Here is a 26,309-nt window from a genome sequence, read left to right on the forward strand (position 1 = left end):
TACCATCGCATCGTGATTCCACATCCCGTTTTAAGTATAGTCAGATGAAGTCTATTTCGCCTTTTCGCATCGTAATACTCATTGCCACACTTTCCCTGCTAAGCCTGTTGCTTATTCCGAAGCTACGGGTAGACCTGGTACCTCATACTTCCGGGAATACTATCACGGTGAGTTTCTACCTGCCCAACAGCAGTCCGGATATTGTGGAATTACAAGCCACGTCCTTACTTGAAAATGCTTTATCAAGGGTAACAGGTATCAAAAATATCCGGTCTGCTTCCGACTATAACCAGGGGCAAATCTGGTTGAGCTTTGCACCAGGAACCGATTTTAATGTCCGGGAATTTGAAATCAGTGCTATCATCAAACAGCTATTCCCCAAATTACCTCCAGGGATCAGCTATCCCGTTGTGTCGTCTGCTATCGAATCTGCAGAAACAGACAGTCGCCCGCTATTGATATATAGCATCCATGCGCCACAGCAGCCGTTTAAAATAAAGCAGACAGTGGAAGAACTACTGGTAAAAAAACTCGCCGGCTTCTCCGGCCTGCAAAATGCCACCCTTAGTGGGATTAATCCGCTCCAGGTGGTGATCCGCTATGATATCCGAAAATGCCAGTTACTACAGCTATCTCCATCACAAATCAACTATGGCCTGCTGAGCAGGTATGCGGTCACTTATCCGGGGTCTATTCATACCGACACCGGGGAGCAGTATTTCCTGCGTATCCAGGCGGCGCAAACAAGCATCCGGGAAATAGCGCAAACGTTGCTAACAACCCCGCGCGGCCCCATTCACCTGGGTGATATTGCCACCGTATCTATTGAGGAAGCAGATCCACAGTGGTACCTGCGCATCAACGGCCAGAATGCACTTAATATGAGCGTGTATATCCGAAAAGGCGGGAATGCTATTTTAATGGCGGGAAAATTAAAAACAGCTATTAACAAATTAATAAAGGACTTACCTGCGGCGTACCATGTCAGCATGTCCTATGACAACGCTGATTTCCTGGAAAAAGAAATGAACAAGAACTACCAACGAGCCATATTATCCGTAAGCATTCTTTCTTTATTCATCTTTTTATCCTATCGCAAATGGCGGTATCTACTGATATTAATATCCGGCCTGGTTGTAAATCTTTCCCTGACGCTTATCTTCTCCTACCTCTTCCAGGTAAACATTCATCTTTACACCATCGCAGGTATAGCAATTGCTTTTGGTATTATGACGGATAACGCAATTGTAATGCTGGATCACTATCACCGGTATCTCAACAGGAAGATATTTCCTGCCTTACTCGCTTCTTCACTTACAAGCATGGCCGCGTTGTCGCTTGTTTTTTTATTGCCCATGGAACAACGGGAGAACCTAAGTGATTTTTCCATCATTATTGTTTTATCTCTAGCGGCTTCTGTTATTGTAGCATTCCTGTTTATTCCCGCGCTATACCAGCTATTGACAGATCGGAACAAAGTACCTGTCCGGGTAAAATTCTCCACCAGGAAAACCTGGTGGAAGATACGTTCCGGCTATGGCGCTGGCATTAGTTTCCTGGCAAAATACAAAGCAATCTATCTCACCCTGATATTGCTGCTATTTGGGTTACCCGTATTCCTGCTTCCGGATAAATGTGATTCTGCCACCTGGTACGCAAACATTTACAATAACACCATAGGTAGCAGCCATTACCAGGAACATATCAAGCCTACTGTGAACAAATGGTTAGGAGGATTTCTACGTCCATTCATCGAAAACGTTTATGAAAAATCTGGTTATCAAACACCCGAAAGAACCCTGCTTTATGTAAATGCCTCCATGCCAATTGGCAATACTATTGACCAGATGGATCGCATAATTTCTGATTTTGAGCGCCAGTTAGGTCCGATAAAAGGTATCGATAAATTTATTACACGTATTTATTCCGGGCAGCATGGAAGCATAGAAATTTCCTTTAAAGAAGCGGTAGAAAACACCCGATTCCCTGCTCAGTTAAAGCAATACCTGATTTCCCGGTCTATTGACTGGGGTGGCGTAAAATGGACAATTCATGGTGTGGGCCGTGGCTTTACCAACAACGGATCAGATGAAATTCCTGCTTTCGTTATAAAAATGAAAGGATACAATTTTGACAACCTGGAACAACAGGCTATCCGGCTTGGGCAAATATTGGGGCGCCATAAAAGAGTACAAAAAATAAATATCAATGAAAGACAAAGTTATGATGAGCAAACCAGCCAGGAATACGTACTTAATCTGAATCCGGAAAAAATGAAGTTGAGAAACACCGACCAATATGAAATTATCAATGCATTACGTGATTTATCAAAGCCTGTCAATACCGCTTCCAGCATCATTATGAACAACACTTACTACCAGGTATTGATAAAAGAAAAAAACAGTGACAATTATAGCAACTATAACATTATGCACAATGCCCTTCAATTAGACACTAACAGAGCAGTGCAGATAAAAGACGTCGGAAACTTTGAATTCAGGAATACAATGACCACCGTAAATAAAGAAAACAGGCAATACATCCGGCACGTGAGTTTTGAATACCTGGGCGCCCCGGAGTTTGGCGAAAAATATTTGTCGGAAGCCCTGGAAGAAATGAAGAAAACAATGCCGGTAGGCTATACGGCAGAAAAGCCGGAATGGACCAATGATTGGGGCCACAGTGGCAGACATTATTACCTGATTTTATTCCTCATGGTGCTCATCTTTTTCATCTGTAGTGTTTTATTTGAAAGCCTGCGGCAACCATTATTCATTATCCTTGTTATACCTCTTTCCTTTATTGGGTTATTCATTTCGTTTTCCTCCGGCAACACTTATTTTGATCAGGGTGGATATGCCGCCTTTATCATGTTGGGAGGACTCGTAGCCAACGCCAGTATTTTTATCATTAATGATTACAACCAACTGCGTACATCATCACATCAACACAATAACCGATTACTGGTCCGTGCCATCTTTTGTCGCAGTAAAACCATCCTATTAACAATTATATCCTGCTGCTGCGGGCTATTGCCGTTTCTTGCAGAAGGCCAACACGAAATATTCTGGTATGCATTTGCCATTGGAACATCAGGCGGCCTACTCTTTTCACTGCTGGTTATATTCTTTGTTTTTCCAGTATTTTTATACCGCAGAACTAACAATTCATAGGCCCCATCTTCCAGGTTTTTTCTATCAAAAAAAGCAGCTTTTTTTTTGCTTTTTTTGATAGAAAAAAGGTGAAAAATAAAATTAAAACGCTACATTTGTTTATACGTTTGTTTTTACTTTAAACAACGGGGATGCACTTGTGAAAAAGTCCAATAAACCCAACCCTGTAGAGCATTTCAATTACCCATTCCATTATAGTGAACACTTTTTGTTACCAACGAAAACATATAAAAATTCATTCTTCCTATGTCTGGTTTTCATACCATTTAAAAAATAAAAACTCCCATTCTAACATGAACATCAAGTACATTCATCGCCTTGAAAATATTGATACGATTATACGTACCAAAAGTTCCGGCACACCGCAGCAGTTTGCAAGAAAAATTGGGCTATCGAGAAGTAAATTATTTATTTATCTGAACCTTATGAAAGAATTGGGCGCACCCATAAAATACAATAAAGAAAGGGGGTGCTACTACTATGAGTGTATTGGGGAATTTAGCTTCCGATGGAATCAATATGAGTTTTCATCATGATATACTCATTTCCAATTCAGCATATACGTTAGATTTCTCAACCCAACTTACCTGCAAAGTTCTTCTTTTACGATCCCACCAATTATCAGTTCACATCACATAGCTGAACCGATAATAAAAAAAGCAGCGGTAACACGACTGCTACCGCTGGAATGCTTATTGAAAATTTACTCTGATACTATCTTTCTTACTCTGTTATTATTCTTATCCAACACATACACTACATCATTTTTATCTACCGTTACGCCCATGGGCGCGTTGAAGGAAGCCAATCCACCAATGCCTTCTGAATAACCAGGCGTACCATTACCTGCATAAGTAATTACATTCCATGTATTGGGATAGATAGCGCGGATACTCTCATCCACATTGGCACCATAACTACCATTACCTGCAATATATACGATACCATTATCGCCCACTGCCAAACCCCATGGGTTAGCAAAACGGGCGGCAGCGCCAACACCATTTACAAAACCTGGCACACCGGTAGTACCAGCAATCACGCTGCGTTCCCAGGTCCCTGCTTTAAACCGGAGAATGGTTTGGTCGCCATAACTGGATACATATAAGTTACCATCTTTATCGAAATTCATTCCGCCGGGGCTATTGATACCGCTGATCACCACCTCACTGCTGCCATCAGACTTCAATTCAATGATGGTGCCATTACCCGGACTGGCATAAAATATTCTGCCGGATTTTTTATCTACCGTGATATTCCACGGCTCCTGTATTGCATCTCCGAGGGAAGAAGTGGTGCCATCTGGTGTAATTTTACGGATATGCCATACACCCGGATCCGCTACATACACATTTCCGGCGGCATCAGTAGCTACGCCATAAGGAATGGAGAAGCGAGCTGTTGGACCTTGCCCTTCATCGCCCCCACCATGGCCGGGACTACCTGCCAATACAGTAACATTACCCGCCTTGTCAATTTTACGGATACAATTATTACCCGGATCTGTTACAAACACGTTGCCTTTATCATCCGTAGCCATTCCCATCATCCTGAACCAGCTCTGTCCATTAAAATTGAACATGGCGTCTGTTCCTTTTCCATCGGCATACCCCGCGGTACCATTGCCAGCCAGGGTAGTAACTGTCCTGGTAAATATATAATTGAATGGCGTGCTGCTTACCACACTATCCTTTCCGATAGACACGACGAGGTTGCCAGACCCACATCTTTTAGGTACAATTACCATAATTTGTTTGGTATTGGCGCCTATTATTTTACAGGGGTTACCATTGATGGTGACCTTCAGGTTGGAGGTATCAGATGAAAAGTTATCACCGCTAATCAACACTTCTGTAGTAGCGCCGCCGGTAGTGGGAATAAAATCTGTCAGTAAAACAGGCTGGCCTGCAGCATGTTTCAAATCATTATCTTTTTTACAACTGGTAAATGCAGCTGCAACAAAAAAACAACCTGTAAGTATATATGAATTCAGTGGCCTGATCATAGCAGTCAATTGAGAATTAAATAAAGAAAATTATTACCACCCTGGATTCTGTACCAACGCCCTTGCTCTTTCCAGGTCTTTCTGCTGTATAGGGAACATATACATCCGGTCGTCCCAGTAACGTTTCTGGAAAAGTGTTCGGTTATAAAAATCAGTAAACGCAAATCCCTGCTTGTTGTCATTTGCATTTACGTTCATGCTGTAAATAGCCTGGTTCTCCGGTTTACCCATCAGCTGACGACGAATCAACGTTAAATAGCGGTCGCCTTCAAAGCAAAGCTCTACCTGTCTTTCTCTCAGGATATATTTCCTCATTTTTTCCTGGTTGCCTACGGCATCAGGATAGGCTACTTCTATTCCCGGAATACCTGCTCTTGTTCTGATCATATTCAGGTAAGTAACAATATCGGGATTAGCAGGATCGTATTCATTCAGGGCTTCTACATAATCCAGCAATATTTCCGCATAACGGATAAGGATCCACGGAGAACGATAGGCGCCACTCACCATGGTGCGGATATTGTCGTTAGGACTCAGTAGTTTACTGGGCAAATAACCCGTGATCACATTACTTCCCTGGGATATCATTCCTGATTTACCACCATAATAAAACTCTATCCGGCCTTTGCCATCTTTATTATTATCGGAAGAAAAATAATTGCGTTCATCAGGGGAGGTGGCGGCGGTAACGGGGCGGCCATTATAAGCAACATAAGCGTAGAAACGGGGTTCCCGGTCAGCATACATATTCCAGTCACCTTTATTTTGTTCCCATGTCTTCTTCCCTGCTTCCTGGGCAAAACCAGTTTCCTTGTAACCGGAAGTAGGGTCATCAATGGTTTTACCGTTGTTCATGTAAAATGCATCCACTACATTTTGCGTAGCATTATATAAATCGAGTCCTGAGGGGCCAGGCGAAGCACAGGCGGTATAGCCCCAACGGTCCCAGTTCATGGAGGCCAGGATGATTTCATTGTTCCAGGAAGTCAGGAACAAATCACGTACGGATTCATATGGATTAAATTGACTGCCACCATTATCCAGGTTGGTGAACAGCTTATAAATATTTGAGTCTATAATGGCTTTGGCAGCAGTGGCCGCAGTGCGCCATTTATTTACATCATAAGCGACAGGTGCTAACGGCGTACCGTCCTGGTTTTTGAAATTAGCCAACCGGGGATTACCATTCCATAACGGACTGGCTGCCCACAGTGCCACCTTTTCTTTGATGGCCATACAGGCGCCTTTGGAAACCCGGCCATTATTACCTGCATTCCAGGTAAATGGTAATCCTTTTGCTGCGGCATCCATTAACCCATTGATATGGGCTACACAGTCGTTGAATGGCGCCCTGGTCAATTTATTATAATCATCATTGGGACTCATAATTCCATTCATAATTACAAACGGGCCATATTGCCTTAACAACATCCAATAAAAATATCCCCGTAAAAACAGGTTTTCTGCTTTATACTGCGCTTTCAAAACATCACTCAGCTGAACAGCCGGCACTCTGTCAATGTTCTGTTCAAAAACAAATGACCTGCGGATAGCGTTATAATAACCACCCCAGTTATAGTAGTACCAATCAGATGCACTCCAGTTACCACTCACCATAGACCTTACATTGGTACTGGGAATAGAAACAGACATTTCATCTGAAACACCGATATTGGCATAATCACTATAGCCGGATCTGTAGCTGTAAATATTACTCAGATAGGCTTCTGCGTTTGCCCTTGTTTCCCAGATCTGGTCATCCGATAAAAGATTATCCGGCTTTTTATCAAGGTACTTCGTACACGCGCCCAACATCATCACGCTTATACCACTGAAAAAAAGTAACAGGTATTTATATCTCTTCATAACATGATCATTTTTGCTTGATTAAAACTGCGCTCTTAGACCCAGCGTAACGGTTTTAGAATAGGGGTACTTCGCTGCATTGTTACCCAGTTCAGGATCCCATAATTTAAACTTCGAGAAGGTAAGCATGTTGGTACAGGAAGTATACACCTGTAAACTGCTGATACCTCTTCTCTTCATTTCCGGTGTAATAAATGAATAACTGAGAGAAGCCTGTTTAAGGCGCATAAAACTTCCATCTCTTACCCACCAGCTGCTGTTTACGTAGTTATTATCATTGGTATTGGCCACGGTGATTCTTGGGTAGTGTACATGCTGGCTCGGATTATCCGGTGTCCAGCGGTTCATAATATCCTCCATAACGGCGGCTGTATACTGCCCCATACCGGCAAACGGTACCACACCAACACCTGGTGCACCGGCGCCATCTAATTTAACATCAGTACCATTCGCCATAATGCCTACATCGGCTACACCCGCGAAGATGGCAGAGAGTTCAAATTTTTTATATCCAATATTGAAACCGTAACCATATGACCAGGTTGGGAAAAATGACTTGCCGAGATAGGTCTGATCATCACCATTAATTTTGCCATCATGACTCAGGTCCATGTATTTCACATCACCAGGATAAACCGTCCTGCTTTGTTTAGCACTTTTGGCTACATCATCGTCACTGGTAAACAATCCTAAGCTCTGGTAGCCATAGAATTCACCGTAGCGATGTCCTTCCATTTGTTGATAAGGGAATATTGCTTTAGGCGCATCTGCATAAACGATACGGTTTTTAGCATAAGTAACGTTACCGAATACACGAATAGAAATATCCTTTCCGATATGATCTGTATACTCCAGGCTGGCATCCATTCCTTTATTCACCATTTCTCCTACATTACCGTAGATTGATACATCAGAATAACCACCAATAGGTGAAATACTATTCCGTGCAACAAGGATGGCTGTTCTTCTGTCCTGGAACCAATCTACTACCAGGTTCAGCTTATTCAGGAAGCCTGCTTCCAGGCCGATATCTGTTTTCGCTGATTTTTCCCAGGTCAGTCCGTCTGTGCCAAGCACACTGGGGGCAATACCATTGTTATAAACAGGGTTTCCGGCGCTACCAAAAGATACACCGCCGGCACTAGTGTTATATCTTGTTAAATATCCAAACCTGTCGGCATTTTCGCCGCCGATCTGGTCATTACCTGTCATACCATAGGAACCTCTGATCTTCAGCAGGTTCACTGTTTTGATAGCAGACTGGAAGAAATTCTCTTTTGAAATCACCCAACCAACAGATCCTGCAGGGAAATAACCCCATCTCTTACCTTTCTGGAAATTTTCAGAACCTGTAGCACCCATATTTATTTCGGCCAGGTATTTATCCATATAGGAATAAGTGGCCCTGGCGGCTACGTTCTGGCTACGGTAAGGAATCGCACCTATCGCATCACCGGCGGAACCCTTTAAACGGTTCCGGATACTACCTACGAGCAAGCCACCGAAATTGTGCTTACCGAAGCTGCGGTCATAAGTCAGGTTACCTTCCAGGTACATCATGCGTTCTCCGGAAGAAGACGCGCTGTATCCCAGGTAAGTGTCACCTGTTCTTACAGGTACGCCAAAGATGAGGCTACCATCTTCGTTTCTGCCAGATGCATACCAAAGATCATTCAACCCTTTCCGGGAATTGTCAAATTCGCTATAAGTATCAAATGAAAAGCGGGCATTGGCACTCAGGCCTTCTGTAATAGCATCCAGTTTCTGGTTAAGAGATAACACAGACTGGATAGATGGTTTGAATTCTGTGCTATAGCCTGAATTCTGTACCAGGTTGAAAGGGTTGGCGCCACCGTTGTTGATCGGTCCGGCCCATTTGTTACCCGGATAAGCAACCGGGAAAGAGATAGGATTGGTACCATAAGTTGAATACCAGATAGTTTTGGCGGAGTTACCGGGGAAACGGCTATTTACCAGCATGGAAGCCAGGTTGAGGGAAAGCACTGTTGTTTTGGTGACGTTCAGATCTACATTACTCCTGAAATCGTATCTCTTGAAATTAAGGTTGGGGTTATAATCATTTATCTTCTTTACATTGTATTGTCCATCCTGGTTATAAAACGACATCGATACATAATAACGCATGGCTTCTCCACCACCGCTTACGTTTACATTTGCATTGGCCATAGCTGCCCAATCCTTATAAATAGTATTGATCCAGTTTACATTTGGATACAGGTATGGGTCCAGCCCACTGGCTGTTTTCCTAATCGTTTCATCTGTATAAACAGGTTGGTCTCCTGCATTCGTTCTTGCCTCGTTATACAACTTCATATAATTCACCCCATCCAGCATTTTAGGTAACTTGGTTAAACCGCTGTAACCTGTTTCTGCTTTGGCTGAAACTTTGGGTTTACCGGCAACCCCTCTGCGGGTGGTGATGATCAGTACGCCATTGGCCCCTTTGGCTCCATAAACAGCCGTAGCAGAAGCATCTTTGAGCAGGGAAATACTTTGGATGTCTTCCGGATCTATATTATTAAATGCCCCTCCGTAAGTGCTGTTCACGTCTTCGCGTTGTACCCCATCCACAATGATCAATGGGGAATTGCTACCTACGAAAGTACCGATACCACGGATGGTGAAGGTTGGATTATCATAACCAGGCTCACCGCCTGCACTTGCCATAGAAATCACCCCGGCTACTTTACCTACCAACGCGTTGGTCAGTGTGCGCACGGGTGTTTTCATGTCCGCCATATTTACAGATGACACCGCGCCGGTTACGGTTACCTTTTTCTGCGCACCAAAGCCCACTACCACTACTTCATTCAGCTTATCTACCTTGGCGGTTAAACTGATTTTCATGGCCTTTTGGCTGGTCACGCGAATTTCTTCCGGGTTCATTCCGATCATCCCTATTTTCAGGATATCATCCTTGGTGGCATTGATAGAAAATACCCCCATTACATCGGTAACAGTCCCTTTGCTGGTCCCTTTTACGGCAACAGTGGCGCCCGGCAACGGATTACCATCAGCATCCATTACCAGCCCCCGTACAAGCCATTCTGCTGCTTTCTCTGTTGAAGCAGCAGGCGCCGCCACTGATTCCTGCGGCACCGCTTTCTTATCCAATACAATACGATTGCGCTGCACCACATAGCTAATATTCCTGCTCTTGAAAATAAAAGACAGTACATCATCCAGCTTCGCCTGCTGAAAATTCAGCGAAATCTTCTCCCCATCATTCAGCAATTGATTACTGTACACCAGCGTGAGTCCAGTTTGCTTCTTAATGGCGCGAAAAATCTGCGCCAGTGATACATCATTTCCCGTAACAGTAACAATAGACTGCAGTGAAGGGGTGGACGTTTGCGCCTGTACGCTGAAAAACGGCATACATATAAGGCTGCAGAGCACCAGTAAGTGTACCACTCTTCGCATAGCCAGTTGGAAGTGGCATATACTTTTTTTCATTCGGGAATTGTTTACAAGTTAAAACGATTATACAGCAAATAGCATCTACCAATGCTTTCAGTACAACTACATCGATTTTGGCAAAACGGGTGACACGCAGTGCTCACTTTTTTTAAAAAAAACTTTCGCAAATATGTTACTGCTGTACCCTAAAAGTATACAGATAAATAGTTGACTGGCCAGCACGAATGCTTTCTGTATAACTACTCCGTTTTCGATAAAACGGGTGACAGCTAATAGCCTAAAATGAAAAATATTTATTTCAGGATAATTTCGCTACCGGAGAGTTGGTAGTCGAGATGGGCAGTCGTTTTAAGATCGGATAAAAAATCATCCAGTCTTTTACGATCCATTAAGCCGGTAACAGATTTGCCGGCCAGTTTATCCTTATCTATTATAAAGCGCATCCCATAAAAGCGGGTGGCCTCCTGTATTACCGAAGCAAGTGGCATGCTGTGATAATAGTATACCCCGCTGCGCCAGGAGGATACTTCTTCTTCATCAAAACGACTGGTGGTAAATCCTTTGTCGGCGCCATAATCTGCCTGTTGGCCGGGTTGTAAGGTTTGTTTTTCATTTCCTTTGCCACGGGCTATTACGCTGCCCGATACCAGGGAGGTTTTCACCCTGCCAGCCTGGTAGGTATTAATATTAAATGCCGTTCCCAATACCTGCACCTGGCTCAAAGCCGTACGCACGATAAAAGGACGCTGCGCATCCTTCGCTACATTGAAGTAGGCTTCTCCCTCTACATACACTTCCCGGCAGGCCGTTCCAAAATGAAATGGGAAACGCAGCCTGGTGGCGGCATTCAACCATACCTCTGTGCCATCAGACAAGGTTAACTGATAACTTTCTCCTGCTGGCACATCCAGGGTATTTTGTACGGTATCGGAAGAAGTATATTGTAAGGCGCCATTACTGGTTTTCAGCGTGGCATTTTGTAAGGCAATGGTTTGAGCGCCGCTGTCTTTATTTAAGGTAATGGCTTCTCCGTGATTCATTACCAGGCGGATAGCCCTTTTTTGTTGCTGTAGTATTACATTGGCAGAAGTGTATACCGGCGTGGGTTTATGCCAAAAGAAAAATACCAGGATACCACTACCCAACAATAAGGTCATAGCCGCCGCCATCATTATTTTTTTCCAGGGTAGTACCCTGACAGGCACCACTGCGGCTCTTTCTTCGTGGATAGCCTGGAGTGCAGAAGCAGAATCAATCCGTTGCAGGTAACCACTGGCATTCATGGTTTCGTCTTCCTTTACCAGCAGCTCCCATTGTGCTTTGAATCCCGGATTATGCAGCAACTGTTCCTGCACATAGCGCTCCTCTTCTGCAGAGAGTGCACCCGACAGGCGTTGTATATATAATTCAAATATTTTTTCCGCTGCTACTTCCATGATTGTTAACAAAACACGGGCTAATGCCCTTTATTAATGACTGCATGCCGCAATACTTTCAACCCCCTTTTCAGGTGAGTTTTGAAAGAATTGATGCTGATCCCCATCTCATCTGCTGCTTCCTGGTAACGCTTACCCTGTATATATACCATTTGTATAGCCGAACGCTTTTGTATGGCCATACCATTAATAGTAGTCAATAATTGTTTATAATAATCCGGCGAAATATCCGGTATACTCATGCACGTTTCATCCTGTAATTGGGTGAAAGCAACTTTTTGTTCCCGTTCGTTCTTTTGCTTTTTCAGCAAGGTCAGGCAACGGTTTTTAATAGCCTGATGCAGGTACCCCTTGATATCACCGTTGAATTGAAGGTATAACTTTTTGTCCCACAGATCCAGGAAAAAAGTTTGTACCAGGTCGTTCGCTTCCGCCTCATTGCGTAAAAACCAATAAGCATTCACACAAAGCAACTTATGATACTTCATAAACAAAGTATCATACGCGGCGGTATCCCCGTCTTTTAACCGTTCAACCAGTTCTATGTCTGAAGAATGATCCATTTAATAAGACTGCCCTATTAGTTGTAGTATATTATCCGTGACGTTGACATAACTTTCCTTGTAACTGTATCGCAGAACAGTTACTATTCCATTTACATGACCTGATATAGTGTTGGAAGAAACATATTTCTTCTATTGTTCAACTGTTGTGACTAAAGATTTTGGCCTGATGATTTTAATTTGAAATCAAGGTAAAGAATAAATCTGTAAAAACATATCCGGTCGGAAAAAAAAGTAAAAGCCCCGGCAAATGATGCCGGAGCTTTTTTTCACAGGGGTTTCAGTAGACAGCTTATAACTTAAAGAAGATTTTTTTCTTATATAACCAGTAGCATAATCCCCATTCCAATCCAAGCACTACAAAGGCGGCAAGAATTTCCTGGATGCTTTCCGGTACCCCTACCATCCCGGTAAAACCTTTTACAAAGATGCCGGTAGTAGGATTTACCCACTGTCCACCTACTGTTTCAAAAAAGAGGTAAATAAAAATCGCATTCATCCCTACCACAGTGGCCAGCCACGCATACCGCACGTTTTGCTTTACATCTATCACCCAGTACAGGAATGCCAGTAATAACATCACCCAACCGCCGGAAGCCAGTGTAAATGAACTGGTGGCAATCCGCTTAATAATAGGCGTGATACCTGCCCAATCCAGCCCGAAACCAGCAATCAAACCTATAGCGCCTGCGGCCAGCAATATCTTGATTTTTTGGGCAGATGACCGGCTGCTGATCAGCAACTTCCCCGCCAGTACTCCCCAGATGGTATGAGCAGCCGTTGGCAAAAAGTTAATAGTCACCCATCCCCCGCCGTTATTCAGCTTTCCCATCAATACCATATCTATAAATGATCCGAAGTTATGATCCTGCACAAACGGCGCTTCATAACCCGGCATCAATATAAAACGATAGAGGAGCTCTGTAGCCAACAATAATAAGAGGCTTACTCCCAGCTGGAAACCATAGGAACGGCGTATAATCAGGTAAGCGATAATGGTTGTTACAGATAGTTGTGTCAGCACATTCCATAGCTCCCACACTAACCTTCCTGCATATACGCAATGGAGGGCAGTGCCAAATATAAACAACTTTAAACAACGAAACGCAATATGCCGGAAGTTTTGTGACCAGGTAACCCCTTTTTGGGTCTTATAGTAGTAAGAAATATACATCGCCGATCCTGCCATGGTCATAAAAGCCGGCTGCACCAGGTCCCAGGCCCGCAGGCCATTCCAGGGATGATGAAAAAACTGTTCAATGATACTGCCGGCAATACCCGGCGGATGCAACTGCGCTATCGACTCATAAATGCGGGCACTTTCTCCGGCCAGGAGAATCATGATAAGTCCGCGCATCACATCCAGGGAAATCAGTCGTTGGTTGACATTGGTTGTACTGTTCATTATCCTGATTGTAGCATTAAATTAATAATTATTCCGGCATATTTAATAAAAAAGATGGCGCCCCTTCATCCGGGATAGTCCCCAACTGGGTGCCCCAATCGCTGGTAGTAGCCACCATACCGAGTCGTATAGCCGTCCCCGTAAAGCCTTTTATTTTTGAACGGTCCAGTCTTCCTTCAAAACGAACCACCCCATTAGCCTCCTGCAGCGTACCTATCGCGTAAAAATCTGTACCTGATTGCGGATCAAAGTTAAAGCCCGTTTGAGGCCCACTGTGATAATACATCGCCATCGGAATGGGCGCCGACTTCAACAGCCATTGTCCTTCCAGCAACACATCATAGCCCCCACCGGTAAAGAGAGACGTCAGTAGCCCCGTACCAGCATTGTTATCACTGTCGATGTACACATCGAAAATCACCCCATCCGACTGCTTCCCACTCATCTCCACATAGAAATACATATACTGCCCGTCGTAATCGAATTTGGCCTTTTTGAACACGCCCCCTTTAGGTCCGGCCGTCATCACGTTCTGGGTCAGCGTATCCCAGTCCGTCAAACTGTTATCGTTCAGTTTAACAGGCGACGTCTTCGAAATACGTATTACCGTAGACCCCTCCGCCGTTACCCCATCTCCCGAAGTAGCATACAAAGTAGGTACATACTTGCCTTTACCCTTATACGTATGCACCGGGCTTTGATCTGTGGAGGTAGTACCATCACCAAAGTCCCATTTCCACGACACCGCCCCCGTGGTGGTATTGTTAAACGTTACCTGGTTGCCATCTACCGCAATCGTGTATACCACCACAGGCGCCGGTTTGGCATCGTCTTTTTTACAGGAAGAAGCTGCGCACAGCAGCAATAATATATAAAGCAATGACTTTTGCATGTTCAGCATTTTACGGGTTCTGGGTACACAGTTTATTGGTTTCTACTTCATCAATCGGAATGTAATAGATGATCTTCGGATTATCCGGCTGTATGATCATATTGGTATAACCGGAAGGATTTTTAGAAAGGTCAATATCCGATTGCTTCAATCCTGGTAAATGATACCCCCAGTAAGTTCTGTTCATCGGCCTTTTATTGCGATACAAATCATAACTGCGATGGCCTTCAAATGCCAGCTCCAGGCGCCTTTCTTTCAATACGATATCCAGCGCCGATTTACCCGCCGGCAATTGCTGGTGATACAGCGCATTCGCTAACCCCCGGTTACCACGGATCATATCCACATCATCCAGTGCGGCGGCCACATTACCGGCTTTGGCATTGGCCTCTGCCCGGTTGAGATACAGCTCTGCCAAACGGAACATAATCGGAGAACTCAAAGTAGGCCGCTTATCCTGGCCGGAGAACTTGGAGATATAGTAAATGTCAATCCCATTCTTCTGCTGCAATACACCGTTATCATCTTTCAATGGCACAATATACTTCCAGCGTACATCCTCCGGGTTAGCCGACATAGTATCTCTCAGCGAAGCGGATGCAAACTCTTCTCCCCAGCCGGAGTTACCGTCTGAGTAAATCATGGATGCAATAGAACCAAATTTGCCATAATCATCCAGCTGTGTGAAGGCTACACAAAAAATGGTTTCACTGCCGTTAATGGCATTCGCAAATAAGTCGGGATAGGTAGCAGCAGTGGTCAGCGAAAAACGGCCGCCATCAATTACTTTGTTCGCAAAATAAAGGGTGCTGTCGTTCACGCCTTCATAGAGGTAAGCCCTGGAAAGCAAAGCCCATGCGGCCTCCCGGGAAGCATACTGTTTACCTCTTGCCTGTGTCATCAGGTCAGCGCCGCGTCGTGCATCCGCAATGATCTGTTTGTATACCTCTCCTACTGATGCCCGGGCTTTCTGTGCCGGATCGCTGGTAGCGGTACGCAATATCACACCCGGAGCTGCCGGGTTCTGCGCGTACGGCATGGCAAATAATTTCACCAGGTTAAAATGAGCAAACGCACGCAGGAAATAACATTCCCCCAGCAACTGTTGCGTAGTGGCATCTGCGTTAGGCAGCTTCTCTACGGCTTCAATCACGGTGTTAGCGTCGTTGATAATTTTATAAGAGATGTACCAGAAATAGCGGGTATTCGGTTGCGTAGGCGAATGATCCAGTGAAAAGCTGTAGAATAAAGGATCTTCCGTGGTTTGTCCGCATACAATATCATCGCTGGCAAAATCAGACAATTGAAAATACTGGCGCAGGTACATGTTATTATCATCGGTGGTACCATTAAATGGTACGTGATCTTTCAGGAGTGAATACGCACCATTCACAGCATTCTTCAGGCCATCCGGCGAACTGGTAATCGTTTCTGTTGTCAGCGCGTCGCTGGGATTTACATCTTTCATACAACCGGTTTGCCATAGCAGCAACGGTAGTAACAACAATATTATAATAACTGATCTCATGACAGGCAGTTTAAAATCTGAAATTAATGTTGAACAGGTACTGGCGGTTATTCGGATACTTGAAATCCGATACGCCGGGCATCACCTGTGATCCGGGCGTGATGGTCGTTTGCGGGTCCTGTCCTAAGAAATTGGTGAACGTATGCACATTGTCGGCGGTAAAGCCAACGGTAATACCTTCCATGTTTAAGCGGCTTACCAGGCGATGCGGCAATTCATAACTCAGGCGGATATTACGCAATGCCAGAAAGCTGCCGTCTTTCAAAAAGCGGGTAGACGTTTGTGTGGAATTGGCGGAATTCTGCGGACTGGGTTCTGTAGCATCATCGCTTGGCTTACTCCAGGTACTGCTGCCTTTGGGCAAATTCACCTGGTTATAATAAGGTTCGTTACCATCATTTTCTACAAAGCGCAGGTTATTGCTGTATACTTTATTACCCGACAGGAAATAGATATTCACACCCAGCGAAATACCATTGTAACTAAAGGTATTTGTCATACCACCCTGGAACTTAGGCAACGCAGATCCTACTTCCTGGTACGTAGCACTCGCATAATTGGAAGTGGATTTCCGGGTACCATCTTTTTCCACTACTTCCCATAATGGTGCACCGGTTTGTTTATCTACACCCAGCCACTTCGGCATATAAAATTCATACAGGTTACCGCCATTGCGATAGATCTGTGAAATACTCCAGGTAGACTGTGTGTTGATAATATTCGCCGGGAACTGCTGCAGCCTGTTTGTATTGAAATTGATATTGAAATCAGTGTTCCACTGGAATTTTCCGGCACGCACATTTAAACTGCTGATGCCTACTTCTATCCCATTGTTCACTAGCTGTCCTACGTTCTCCCAGCGGGTTTCAAAGCCTACAGACAATGGTTGTGACACCTGCAGCAACAGGTTTTTAGTGATGTTGTTGTAGACATCCACGCTGAGGTCTATACGTTTAAACAAGCCGATGTCGATACCACCATTCCACTGGTATTTGCTTTCCCAGGTAAGATCCGGACTAGGCAACTGGGAAGGCGTAGCAGCCGTTTGTTGGTAGTATTGACCCGTCAGTGAAAACAATGCCAGGTAGCGCGACGATCCGATATCCTGTGTACCGGTAACCCCGTAGCTGGCCCGGAGTTTTACATTATTGAATACTTCATTGTCTTTCAGAAAATCTTCATTGCTCACCAACCAGGCAGCAGAGATCGCCGGAAAAGGTGCATAGCGGTTGCTGGAAGGGAAGTTGGAAGAACCATCCACCCGGAAGGAGCCGGTGAGAAAATATTTATCCAGGTAGCTATAGTTTACCTGCGAAATAAAGGATTGTATAATGGCTTCGTTCACGCTACCAAATACCTGCTGATTGCGGGATACCACGTTCAATACTTTCAACCCTACCGGTATACCTTTTCCGGAAGCGCCTAATATTTCAGCATTACTTCCTTCAAAAGCCACGCCTGCCAGGCCGCTGATCCGGTGATCGCCCATATGAAAATCTACTTTCAACAGGTTGTTGGAGATATAGCCATAGTTAAGCGTACTCTGTTCATTCAGATAGCCGTCGCCGTGATACTGCCCCGCTACCTGCGGAGAATACCAGGTTTTATTTTTGTTATACCCCAGCGATAAACGATTGGTGCTGGTAAAGGTCAGCCAGTTGGTGATGCCGATATTAAGCCCCATATCATAGTTCACGTCGAAATTCTTATACGGATGCTCGGAGTTTTGAATGGTATGTATCGGATTTACTTTATCGCGCGACCACCATTTAAAAGATGCATTGCCATCTACATACAAGGCTTTACCACTGCTGTCGTAAGGATTATCCCAGGGCATATTCAGGAAGGCGTAATACATATCGTTGTAGTCGTATGTTTTACCGAAAGCGCCGCTGAGGTTAATGTTGTTGGTAAGACTGATATTTTTTGTAAAATGATACGTAGAATTGGCTCTCAGGTTGACCCGCTGATAATTGGTATTCATAAAAGTACCTTTCTCATTGTAGTACGAGAGGCCCAGGTAATAATCCGCCTTGTCCGTTTTGCCGCTGGCAGATACATATACATTTTGCATCGGTGCACGGCGGAACATATCTGTTAACCAGTTATAGTCCTGGTTTTTCAGCGACAGCGGGCGTTCGTTGTAGAATTTCACCAGGTCAATTTTATAGGAATTATCTGTGGCGCCGGGGATATAATCCCGGTAAAATTCTTTCTGGCGTTCGTACAATTCACTGCCATTCATCATATCCATGGTACCGAAATCGGGCGTACGAAAGCCGGTTGTGATCTTTGCTTCAAAGCGTGTTTTACCGGAAACGGCTCTTTTGGTGGTGATGATGATAACGCCGGCATTGGCCTGGGAGCCATACATAGCGGTGGCGCCGGCATCTTTGAGTACTGTTACCGTAGCAATATCATTCGGGTCGTAGTTACCGCCAATAATACCGTCTACCACTACCAGCGGACTTTGGGAAGCATTCACGGAAGAAATACCGCGCATGCGGATTTCAGCGGCGGCGCCGGGAACACCGGAGCTGCTTACTACCTGCAAGCCGGCTACTTTTCCCTGTAGCATAGTGCCTACATCGTTGGTGGTCACATCTTTTAATTTAGTAGCGTCTACTACGGCAACGGCGCTGGTGAGTTCACTTTTCTTTTTATCGGAATAACCCACTACGATGACCTGGTCCAACTGGCTGTTGCCGGGTTTCAATACTACCTGCATTCCTTGCCGGGCGGGGAGTTCCTGTTTATCATAACCGGTAAAGGTGAATAGCAGTATTTCACCGGCGTTGGCGCTGACGGTAAACTGGCCGCTGCTGTTGGTGGCGTTTCCCCTGTTGGTTCCTTTTACCATCACCGTGGCGCCGGGCAGAGGTATGCCTTCGGCTGTTTTCACGATACCGGATATTTTGCCCAGTGTATCGGCTGCTGCCGGCGGGGGCAATGCTTTCGGACGGATCACAAATACCCCATCGTTCAGGGTAAAGGTAACGGGTTGATGCAGCAGGCATTGTTCCAGTACGCTTTGTACAGAAGCGCCATTCACCTCCAATGTAACCGGCAGGGTATTTTTAAGGGCCGATTCGTTGTATACGATGGTAGCGCCGGATTGCAGGATGATCTCTGCAAATACTTTTTGTAAGGGCATATTTTTCACAGAAAGGGTTACCTGTTGTGAAAAACTCCTGGCGCTTACATGTAAGCAGGCTACCAGGATGAGCCAGGTGGTTATTTTCATCACCCGCAAAATTTTGGTTAATAAAAGTCCCTTGGGGAGAAATGGTTTCTCCTTAAATTTTAAATCCATACTTTTAATAAGGTTTAGAATTCTTAAATGATCATTCGACGGATCTTACAGGATGCTGGACTTTGCCGGGGGTGTGTCCGCACCTCCGGTTTTCCATTGTTCAAAAATTTAGTTCATCAATTTTTATTTACAGACGTTTTACGGTAATACAATAACTTTATTCCCTGTTATTTTAAAGTGATTTGTTCCGTTTTCTTCCAATACGTGCAATACAGATGATAAATTAAGATTCCGGCTGATACCGCCACCATACAGCTCTTTACCGGGTGTGGTATTATAAACTATTTCCACATCATACCAGCGGGCTACTTCCCGTAGTATGGTGGGCAAATCCATATTATTAAATACAAACAGTCCGTTTTTCCAGGCCATGATTTTGTTGATGTCTGCTTCCCTGACAGTTAGTTGATGCCCGGAAAGTGCCAGCACGGCCTGTTGGCCGGGGCGCAGGATTTTATCTGCTACTTTTATTTTTCCATCCAGCAGGGTAGCATTGATAGTGGGTTCGTCGGTATATGCCATCATATCAAAGCGGGTACCCAACACCTGTACTTCCATTTCATTGGCCTGCACTTTAAATGGCTGTCCTGCTTTACTGACTACTTCAAAATAGGCTTGTCCCTGTAGCAGCACTTTTCTCTCTCCGCCGGTGAAAGCGGTAGGATAACGTAAAGAAGAGGCAGAGTTCAACCATACTTTGGTGCCATCCGGCAATACCAGTTGGAACTGGCCCCCACGAGGTACCGACAGCGTATTATACACCACTTCAGCAGGCGTGTCGCCGGCCTGGTAAGAAAGCTGTCCCGCGGTGTTTTTGATAACGCTGGCGCCTCCTTGTTTCCCAATCGCCCCATTGGCGGCATCATCAAGGGCCACTGTGCTGCCATCACCCAATGTGAGTAGGGCTTTTTTATGGGCAGGCGGCACCTCTTTCAAGGGAGTATTTACTGCTATTATATTTTTGGGGGGAGATGAATACCGATGCTTTAATCCTATTACACCCGCCACACCTACTAATGCAGCCACAGAAGCAGCCACGAGATAACGACGGTAACGTGGCAGCTTCCCGCCATCAACATTCGCGATAATAGCTTTTTGCTTTCCGCTTTCTGCTTTCTGCTCTTTCATAACGGGCTGCAACCGGCTCAACAGGCGTTGTTCCAGCATTTGCCGGTCTTCTCCCGGCTCCAGGGGAAGGGATACTTCACTATCATCAAAGCTCTCGTACCACTCATGGAGTGCACTGGCCTCTTCCGGTGTAGCCTTGCCTTTCAGATAACGTTGAATCAGGTCTTTTAGATGCTGCATAATAGTAGAGTACAGGAATACCTGTCCTACCCTTAGTCGGGATTAAAATATTTTTTCAGAAGAAGAAAGAAAGATAGGGATATACATCTTTCAAACGTATGCGCAGATGCTTTAAAGCCTTTGTGAGATGGGCTTCTACCGTTTTTTCAGACAACTGCATGGCGGCAGCGATTTCTTTATTGCTGTATTGTTCTTTCCGGCTGTATAAAAACACGAGGCGGCATTTTTCCGGGAGCCGGGCTATTTCTATGCCCAACCTTTCCTGTAAACGGTAATAGTCGAGATGATCCATATCGGGAGTGGCTACCAACTGCTGCATCACCTCCGGGTTATCAAGTGGCTGATCTGGCAGCAAACGGCTGATTTGGCGGAATACGGCGTAACGGGTAGCAGTGGCCAGGTAACCGGATAGATGACGTATTTCCAGCGCCTCTTTTCGTATCCACAAACTGGCCAATACTTCCTGCACTACATCTTCTGCGGCGGTACGTACACGCAGGCGATTATAGGCGATGGCATATAATTTTTCCCAGTAGCGGTGAAATATTTCGGTGTAGGCCGCTTCATCGGCCTGTTGTAGTCTTTGTAATAGTGCTATGTCACTCAGTTCATCCACGTGTGGTAGTTGGTTGATATCCGACGGATGCTATAAAAATAGCGAAAAAGACTTACAATTTATAACGCCGGCGCACCTGCCGGTGGGTAAAGCCCCCCACTTCTAGTGGGGGGAGGTTATTTTTTACAACGCATCTTTGATCACCTTCACCGCCTGTCCTCTTTCGAGTTCATTATGCTCCTGCCACTGGCTTTGTTGCTGGCTCACCAGCAACGAGGTTTGCCAGGCCAGGAATTTGGCTTCCAGCCGCTCCAGGCAGAGTTGTTTATTCTGCAGTTGCGAGCGGCTATCCATTGCCAACACCTGTAATCCGCTGGGACGATGTGTACCACGCACGGCGGTTTCTACTTTGTTGACATGCTGTCCGCCCGGACCTGCCGCGCGACAAGTTTCCAATGTTACATCTTTCGGATTCCATTGTAGTTGCTTTTTTACATCGAATACCGATACGCCCACAAACCAATTTTTACGTTTGTGAAATTTGCGGTAAGGACTTTGTGCGATCCATTGTACCGTCCCTTCCCATTCCTGCAGGAAGGTGGTCAGTTGATCTCCTTTTGCCAACAGCGTGGCAGACAATAAGGTACCGTTGATATCTCCTTTAATATTTTCGAGTACGGTCATATCGATGCCTGCCGCACGACCTTGTTTTATCATGCGCTCCTGCACCCTGGCCACTACCCGGCAACATTCTGCCGGGCCGCGGCCGGAGGTGATCTGTATAATCATTTGTTCCATATAATTAGTCTTTATTCATTCTTACAATGGCAGGCATAAACCGGCCTTGTATTTCAATTAATTCCTGCTGTGCATCCATTACCTGGTCGATATTTTTATATGCCAGCGGGTTTTCTTCCACGCTGCCGCCAATCAGTGTTACACCTGCACTGGCCAGCATTTTTTTCATGCCGGAAACGGTCATGTTTTCTTTGGCACGTTTACGGCTCATGGCTCTGCCTGCACCGTGAGAGGCGGAGTATAAGGCGTTGTCTACACCTTTCCCCATCACCAGGTAAGCAGGCGTACACATGCTGCCCGGAATGATACCCATTTCGCCGGCATGTGCCGGGGTAGCGCCTTTGCGATGGATGATCACGGAGCGGCCATCGGCCAATGTATCCTGCCAGGCGAAATTGTGGTGGTTTTCCACTTTGGCGAGCGACTGCAAACCCAGCGCTTTGACCAGGTTCATATGAATGCGGTCATGACAGGCTTTGGCGTAATCGCCGGCCAGGTTCATCGACAGCCAGTATTCCTGTCCGGCTTCGGTGTTCATATCCAGCCATGCCAGCTGCTGCGCCGAACGTGGCAATTTGCAGGTATCCATCGCAATGCTGGTATAGTGCTGCGCAATATTAGCACCGAGGCCACGGCTGCCGGAATGCGACAACAACGCGAGGTATTTCTTCGGCGGTAATTGCAGGGCATTATCTTCCTGTAATTCAATGAGTCCAAACTCCACGAAGTGGTTGCCACTACCGGAAGATCCCAGCTGCCGTGCGGCTTTGGCCTGTAGCTTTCTCAACAGTTCGGTGTATTGAAACACCGGGCTGTCTAATACTGCATGCTCCTGCGAAAATTCCAGGCCGCCTTCCATTCCGAAGTGCGTGTATGCTTTCAAGGCTACTTTCACCTGGTGAGAAAAACGTTTTAAAAAGCTTTCTCCTTCATCCAGGATGGTGAGTGCCATCCGGCAACCAATGTCCACGCCAACGGCGAAAGGTAACACCGCATTTTGAGTGGCTAATACCCCGCCGATGGGTAACCCGTAGCCGGTATGTGCATCTGGCATTAAAGCGCCTTGTACGGTGACTGGCAGCGACATGGCCAGTTCCATTTGTTGTTTGGCAGAACGCTCTATTTCTTTGGCACCGTATACTTTTAACTGCCCGGTTTTTTCCAGCAGTTCATACGATTGGAAATTACATTCCACCGGTTCATCCATAAAAGTATCTGCAATTTTTCCCAGGATATCGTGAGCCCGGTACTTGGCAGGATCTGCTTTAATGTCTGTTAATAATTCCATTATTTCCGGCTTGCTGTGATGTTTAAAATGCCGGGACATAATGTTGATGACGAGGCTTCTGGCCCTGTCGTTGGTATAACCTATTTTACTAAGTTCTTTTGTTTTTATGCTGCCCATAAAATGGTGGTTTGGGTGTGGCGGGTATGCCCGCGCACACGGCTGTTGCACCAAATATTTGTTGGTGTATACAAGAAATAAAAAATGGTAATTTTTTCCCGCAAAAGGGAACGTGGTTTCGCCGGGGTCAGCGATCAGCAAACGGCAGGTATAACGTATATGCACATACGATTATAGGAAGAAAGGTTCGCAGCACCAGTGGGGTGCAATAATCACCATCAACATATAAAAAGGGTATAAAAGTTCCTGGCTTACACTGGGTAGTGTATCACCATCACAACATTATAACTCCGGCTTATGCAAAAGTAATGTACAGCGTTTGCCTGATCAGGCAAGCAGCGAAAGGGGCGATATGTGAGAATGTTCTGTCATGATTCCTTGTAATTTTAAAAATGAAAAAAAGGAATTCGGGTGCAAAGATATATTTATTTCCGAAATACCAAACATTCAATTTTCATCGTCTTCTTTTCCAGTCTTTTTTTGCGGCAGATTTTAACATTTCGGAGAAAGATAAAAAAGGGTTTATAACCCGGCATGACGTAAATTTGTATACCCGTAATTATTAACCTCCGGCAACCCGCTCCGGACGGGTTATTTCAACAATAGTAAAACTTTTTCTCATGGACAAACAGCTCATCCGCAACGCTTACAAAGTGTACTGGCTGGAAAACGGCAAAGCGCCCGTATCTGTTTATGCACTCTGCAAAATTGTAGACATCACCGAAGCTTCCTTTTATGAACAATACAGTTCCCTGGAAGCAGTAGAAAAAGACATCTGGTTAGCCATCTTCCAACAAACACTGGAACAACTACAGGCAGACGACATTTACCAGCAATACAATGCACAGGAAAAACTACTGGCCTTCTACTTTCTCTGGGTACAGAAACTGAAAGAAGACCGCAGCTACCTGCTCCTGCAGCGTAAGCACTTCCGCGTGCCCGATTTTTACCGCAATAAACTGGATACCTTCCGCCATGCGTTCAACAACTATGTGGGCGACCTGGTAAAAGAAGGCTACCAATCCAGCGAAATCAAAGAAAGAAAATACATCTCTGACCAATATGTACACGGTTTCTGGCTACAGGCCCTGTTTGTACTCAAATACTGGCTGGATGATACCAGCAACCAGTTTGAAATGACCGATGCTGCCATTGAAAAAGCAGTGAACCTGAGCTTCCAGCTGATCAAATCCAATACACTGGATAGCTTGCTGGACTTCGGGAAATTTATTTTTACGCGGAAATAAGCACCATGAAAGAGCAATCCAATATACCCACTACCAAAGTGGAAAGGGCAGGCAAATTCGTAACGACCGGACTTAAAGTAGGTACCAACTATATCAAACATTATACACGCAAACTGATGGACCCTTCTACTACCAAAGAAGCGTTACACCAGGACAATGCGGCTGATATTTATGATACCCTGAGCAACCTGAAAGGCAGCGCGCTGAAAGTAGCGCAAATGCTGAGTATGGACAAAGGAATGCTTCCAAAAGCCTATACTGAGAAATTTGCTATGTCGCAGTACAGCGCGCCTCCACTGAGTGGCCCGCTGGTAGTGAATACTTTTGTAAAAACACTGGGTAAATCACCCACACAACTATACGATAGCTTCGAAATGCAGGCGTCTAACGCCGCCTCTATCGGGCAGGTACATAAAGCCACCAAAAACGGCAAAAAACTGGCGGTAAAAATTCAGTACCCCGGCGTTGCCAATAGCGTAAAATCAGATCTCCGTATCGTGAAACCCTTTGCTATCCGCATTGTAGGCATGAACGAAGTAGATATGGATAAATACTTTGAGGAAATAGAAAGCAAGCTGCTGGAAGAAACCGATTATAAACTGGAACTCCGCCGCTCCATGGATCTTTCCCAGGCCTGCGCACATATTCCCAACCTGCTGTTTCCCGGGTATTACCCGGAAATGTCATCTGACCGGATTATTACTATGGACTGGCTCGACGGCCAGCACCTGAAAGAATTTTTACTCACCAACCCCTCCCAGGAAGCAAGAGATAAAATCGGGCAAGCCCTGTGGGATTTCTACCAATTCCAGGTACATAGTCTCAAACAGGTACATGCCGATCCACATCCCGGCAACTTCCTCATGCGCCCCGATGGTACGGTAGGCATCTTCGACTTCGGCTGTGTGAAAGAAATTCCGGAAGATTTTTATGTCAACTACTTCCTGTTGGTAGATAAAGAAGTGCTGAAAGATGAAAAACGCCGGCATGAGATTTATACCAACCTGGAAATGATCCATCCATCCGATACGCCTAAAGAAGTAGAATTCTTCTCCGGTCTTTTCCAGCATATGATTGATTTACTCACCTTACCATTTACGCTGGAAACCTTCGACTTCGGCAATGAAGCTTATTTCAATGAAATATATGCCTACATGGATGAGTTGTATAACATGAAGGAAATCCGCGACTCTAAAGTAGCCCGCGGCTCCAGGCATAGCCTTTATATTAACCGTACTTATTTCGGCCTCTACTCTATTCTCAGTGACCTGAAAGCGAATGTAGTCACAGGTCCCGGGAGGATACAGGAATTGCAGAGAGCAGAAAGCTAAATCAGAAAGCAAAAAGCTATTGAAGCGGGTGACCATTGCGAA

At 45.2% G+C, this 26,309-nt stretch carries 16 protein-coding genes; 3 read left to right on the forward strand and 13 right to left on the reverse strand.

What is annotated here, in order from left to right:
• The first annotated feature begins 44 nt into the window (after positions 1-44).
• Positions 45-3,173: an efflux RND transporter permease subunit gene (locus AC5ZC7_RS22510; RefSeq protein WP_496158790.1), complete on the forward strand. Its 3,129-nt coding sequence runs from the start codon at positions 45-47 to the stop codon at positions 3,171-3,173.
• A gap of 703 nt (positions 3,174-3,876) precedes the next feature.
• Here AC5ZC7_RS22510 and AC5ZC7_RS22515 read toward each other — a convergent pair.
• The 13 genes from AC5ZC7_RS22515 to AC5ZC7_RS22575 form a co-directional block, all read right to left on the reverse strand.
• Positions 3,877-5,094 carry an IPT/TIG domain-containing protein gene (locus AC5ZC7_RS22515; protein ID WP_496158789.1) on the reverse strand — a complete coding sequence of 406 codons (1,218 nt, stop codon included), beginning with the start codon at positions 5,092-5,094 and terminating at the stop codon, positions 3,877-3,879.
• 117 nt (positions 5,095-5,211) lie between these two features.
• The gene (locus tag AC5ZC7_RS22520) at positions 5,212-7,044 is read right to left on the reverse strand and encodes a RagB/SusD family nutrient uptake outer membrane protein (protein WP_496158788.1); all 1,833 of its coding nucleotides are present in this window, start codon (positions 7,042-7,044) and stop codon (positions 5,212-5,214) included.
• Between the two features lie 21 nt (positions 7,045-7,065).
• On the reverse strand, positions 7,066-10,521 hold the full coding sequence (locus AC5ZC7_RS22525) for a SusC/RagA family TonB-linked outer membrane protein (RefSeq protein ID WP_496158787.1): 3,456 nt from the start codon (positions 10,519-10,521) through the stop codon (positions 7,066-7,068).
• Between the two features lie 257 nt (positions 10,522-10,778).
• On the reverse strand, positions 10,779-11,921 hold the full coding sequence (locus AC5ZC7_RS22530; RefSeq protein WP_496158786.1) for a FecR domain-containing protein: 1,143 nt from the start codon (positions 11,919-11,921) through the stop codon (positions 10,779-10,781).
• A 20-nt stretch (positions 11,922-11,941) separates the two neighbouring features.
• A complete protein-coding gene (locus AC5ZC7_RS22535) occupies positions 11,942-12,484 on the reverse strand; it encodes a sigma-70 family RNA polymerase sigma factor (protein WP_496158785.1) in 543 nt (180 codons plus the stop codon).
• A 292-nt stretch (positions 12,485-12,776) separates the two neighbouring features.
• Complete coding sequence (locus AC5ZC7_RS22540; protein ID WP_496158784.1) at positions 12,777-13,889, reverse strand: acyltransferase family protein; 1,113 nt, start codon at positions 13,887-13,889, stop codon at positions 12,777-12,779.
• A gap of 28 nt (positions 13,890-13,917) precedes the next feature.
• Positions 13,918-14,781 carry a PKD domain-containing protein gene (locus AC5ZC7_RS22545; protein ID WP_496158783.1) on the reverse strand — a complete coding sequence of 288 codons (864 nt, stop codon included), beginning with the start codon at positions 14,779-14,781 and terminating at the stop codon, positions 13,918-13,920.
• A gap of 10 nt (positions 14,782-14,791) precedes the next feature.
• On the reverse strand, positions 14,792-16,309 hold the full coding sequence (locus AC5ZC7_RS22550) for a RagB/SusD family nutrient uptake outer membrane protein (RefSeq protein WP_496158782.1): 1,518 nt from the start codon (positions 16,307-16,309) through the stop codon (positions 14,792-14,794).
• Between the two features lie 10 nt (positions 16,310-16,319).
• Positions 16,320-19,553, reverse strand: coding sequence for a SusC/RagA family TonB-linked outer membrane protein (locus AC5ZC7_RS22555; protein ID WP_496158781.1), 3,234 nt, complete (start codon positions 19,551-19,553; stop codon positions 16,320-16,322).
• Positions 19,554-19,760: 207 nt separating this feature from the next.
• Entirely contained in the window at positions 19,761-20,930 is a 1,170-nt protein-coding gene (locus tag AC5ZC7_RS22560) for a FecR domain-containing protein (protein WP_496158780.1), read from the reverse strand.
• A gap of 55 nt (positions 20,931-20,985) precedes the next feature.
• Positions 20,986-21,546: a sigma-70 family RNA polymerase sigma factor gene (locus tag AC5ZC7_RS22565; protein ID WP_496158779.1), complete on the reverse strand. Its 561-nt coding sequence runs from the start codon at positions 21,544-21,546 to the stop codon at positions 20,986-20,988.
• A gap of 123 nt (positions 21,547-21,669) precedes the next feature.
• The gene (gene prfH / locus AC5ZC7_RS22570; protein WP_496158778.1) at positions 21,670-22,284 is read right to left on the reverse strand and encodes a peptide chain release factor H; all 615 of its coding nucleotides are present in this window, start codon (positions 22,282-22,284) and stop codon (positions 21,670-21,672) included.
• 4 nt (positions 22,285-22,288) lie between these two features.
• Complete coding sequence (locus AC5ZC7_RS22575) at positions 22,289-23,689, reverse strand: RtcB family protein (protein WP_496158777.1); 1,401 nt, start codon at positions 23,687-23,689, stop codon at positions 22,289-22,291.
• Positions 23,690-24,309: 620 nt separating this feature from the next.
• On the opposite strand from AC5ZC7_RS22575, the gene AC5ZC7_RS22580 reads away from it, so the two are divergent.
• Positions 24,310-24,936, forward strand: a complete 627-nt coding sequence (locus AC5ZC7_RS22580) for a TetR/AcrR family transcriptional regulator (RefSeq protein WP_496158776.1) — start codon at positions 24,310-24,312, stop codon at positions 24,934-24,936.
• 5 nt (positions 24,937-24,941) lie between these two features.
• Positions 24,942-26,267, forward strand: a complete 1,326-nt coding sequence (locus AC5ZC7_RS22585; protein ID WP_496158775.1) for an AarF/UbiB family protein — start codon at positions 24,942-24,944, stop codon at positions 26,265-26,267.
• Positions 26,268-26,309: the final 42 nt, after the last annotated feature.

The sequence above is a fragment of the Chitinophaga sp. 9-1-y genome, assembly GCF_059511905.2.